Origin of the sequence: Chitinophaga sp., from assembly GCF_036569125.1 — a bacterium.
GTDB lineage: Bacteria > Bacteroidota > Bacteroidia > Chitinophagales > Chitinophagaceae > Chitinophaga.
On record NZ_DATCRF010000233.1, the window covers coordinates 1 to 2,947 of the forward strand.

3 protein-coding genes are annotated in these 2,947 nt (G+C 49.4%); 2 read left to right on the plus strand and 1 reads right to left on the minus strand.

Annotated features, from left to right (window positions below; all coding sequences use genetic code 11):
• A partial coding sequence (locus tag VIM87_RS08265; RefSeq protein WP_331996524.1) for a Gfo/Idh/MocA family protein occupies positions 1-999 on the plus strand: 999 nt, incomplete at its 5' end.
• A 140-nt stretch (positions 1,000-1,139) separates the two neighbouring features.
• Here VIM87_RS08265 and VIM87_RS08270 read toward each other — a convergent pair.
• Entirely contained in the window at positions 1,140-2,237 is a 1,098-nt protein-coding gene (locus VIM87_RS08270) for an Mrp/NBP35 family ATP-binding protein (protein WP_331996525.1), read from the minus strand.
• Between the two features lie 134 nt (positions 2,238-2,371).
• On the opposite strand from VIM87_RS08270, the gene VIM87_RS08275 reads away from it, so the two are divergent.
• Positions 2,372-2,947 (plus strand): carboxypeptidase-like regulatory domain-containing protein (locus VIM87_RS08275; RefSeq protein ID WP_331996526.1); only part of this gene is annotated, 576 nt, incomplete at its 3' end.

Here is a 2,947-nt window from a genome sequence, read left to right on the forward strand (position 1 = left end):
GATTTCCAGCATGCTTACCATACCATTGAGGCGGTAGGCCATAAAATGGATGTGTACTGCGAAAAACCTTTTGCAGAAACTATGGAAGATGCACGCGCTGCGCTGAAAGCGGTAAAAGGCTCCGGCAAAATATTCCAGGTAGGCACACAACGCCGCAGTGGCCCCAGCTACCATGCTGCTGCCAACTTTATAAAAGAAGGCAAGTTCGGGCCTATTACCATGGTGGAAATGACCTGGAATGTGAACCAGCCCGGCCGCTGGCGCCGTCCTGAACTGGTAAAATCCATCCGTGAATCTGATACCGACTGGAAACGCTTCCTGGCAGGCCGCCCGCAGGATAGCTGGGACCCGCGCAAATACCTGGAGTTCCGCCTGTTCTGGCCTTATTCCAGCGGCATTTTTGGTCAGTGGATGACCCACCAGATCGATACCGTGCACTGGTTCAGCGGACTGAAACATCCCCGTTCTGCTGTAGCCAATGGCGGCATTTATGTATGGAAAGATGGCCGCGCAAATGCAGATACCTTAACCGCGGTGTTTGAATACGGACCGGAAGATGATCCCAAGAGCGGCTTCCAGGTAATGTACAGCTCCCGCTTCCATAATTCTGCCGGCGGTATTAAAGAGATCTATTACTCCAACGGCGGCACCATTGATATGGACAGCAATAAGATCAGCCATACGGGCGGCTTAACAGAAAGGGAAGCGCAGGAAATGGGCATGCATGCCAACCTGCTGCCGGATATTACCCTGGCCAGCGATGCTGTTAAAGCCACTACCAGCGCCAATACCGGCGGCGATGCATTAACCAACGGGCATGTACGTAACTGGATGGAGTGTGTACGTTCCCGTAAGGAAACCAATGCGCCCATAGAAGCAGCTTACTCCCACTCTATTGCACTGATCATGGGTAATGCGGCTTACCGCACCGGCCAGAAGGCTACGTTTGATGAAGGCAGGCAGGAAGTGATGGTAGGCGGGAAAGCGTTTATAATGTAATGTGCAGATGTGCGGATGTGCAAATATGCAGATGTGCAGATGTGCAGATGATGAATGCAGCGATTTATAGAAGCGATTTATAAAAAAAGCGAATGTTCCGGTAGATGGAACATTCGCTTTTTTATCGGGCATGTAAAAAATTACAATACTATTTCTACGATCTTAGTTGGCTCCATATTGGCATTGCGCATGGCTATACTGCGGGCGGCATTGCCGGCAAATTCAATGAACGCATTTTTCGTAATCTCATCTTTACCTACCATTACGGGCTCGCCTTCATCGCCGCCTTCGCGGATGCTTTGCACCAGGGGTACCTGTCCCAGGAAAGGAATTTCCATATCTTCTGCCAGGCGTTTACCACCGTCCTTACCAAAAATGTAATATTTGTTATTGGGCAGCTCTGCCGGTGTGAAGTAAGACATGTTCTCCACCAAACCAATGATGGGCACATTCACCTGCTGGCCGTTAAACATCATGATGCCTTTTTTAGCATCGGCCAGGGCTACATCCTGCGGGGTGGTTACAATCACTGCGCCGGTAACCGGAACGGTTTGCACCAGCGTCAGGTGAATATCGCCGGTGCCGGGCGGCATATCAATTACCAGGTAATCCAGGTCGCCCCAGTAAACATCGGTAATAAACTGGCGCAGTGCGCTGCTGGCCATAGGGCCGCGCCAAACCACGGCCTGCTTTTCATCTATCAGCAAGCCGATAGACATGAGCTTAATACCGTATTTTTCCAGCGGCACTATCATCCCTTTGCCATCTACATTGGTCATTAAAGGCCTTTCACCACGTACGCCAAACATAATAGGTACAGAGGGGCCGTAGATATCAGCATCCATCAAACCCACGGCGGCGCCGCCATCTGCAAGCGCCAGGGCCAGGTTGGCCGCTACGGTAGATTTACCTACACCGCCTTTGCCGGAAGCTACTACAATAATATTTTTAACGTTGGGCAGTACAGCTCTGCCGTCTTTACGGTTAGAGTTTACGTTGGCGGTCATATTTACCTGCACCTGCGCCTCCTTGCTCACCATCAGGTGGATGGCGGTGATACAGGCATTGCGGATCATATCTTTCAGCGGGCAGGCGGGCGTGGTAAGTACTACGGTAAATGTTACTTTATTGCCGTCTATCTCTATGTCTTTCACCATGTTCAGTGTTACCAGGTCTTTGCCAAGGTCCGGTTCTTCTACATTGCTCAAAGCCTGTAACACCTGCTCTTTTGTGATCATAAAAAGTTGTTAAATTTGATTCCAGACTGCAAAGTTAACCTAATCGGGGGTTAATTTGGGCGATAAATTATAGTTTTTGTCAATGTGGTCATAAGCGATGGAACATTTGACAAATTCTTTTATCTTAGGACCACATGCGAAAGATTAGTTCCTACATACTGTTATGCTTTTTTTTACTATCTCCCTTCCTGCTGAAAGCGCAATTCACGCAGTTTAAAGACAGTATTATACAGATCTCCGGTATAACTATGACGGCAGACAGCCTGCGGGCCATTCCGGCCGTAAGCGTGGTAATAAGAGGCCAGGGCCGGGGTACCATCTCCAACAGCCAGGGTGTATTTTCCATTGTGGCCTTTAAAGGAGATACTTTATCGTTCACAGCGGTAGGTTTCAAAAAGAAAGTGTTCCGCATACCCTCTGACCTGAAGGGCAATAATTTTTCCATGATACAGCTGATGGTGGAGGATACCACTTACCTGCCGGTAACCATCATTAAGCCCTACCCTACCAAAGAAGAATTTGAAAAAGCTTTCATTGGCGATGATATACCCGATGATGAATATGAAATAGCCCGTAAGAATACGGATGCCGCCAGAATGCGGGCCCTGGCACGTTACCTGCCGGTGGACGGGCGCGAGGCGTCGAACATGTACATGAAAAAGCAGGCGCAATCCCTCTATTACGCCGGGCAGCAGCCACCCCAGAATATC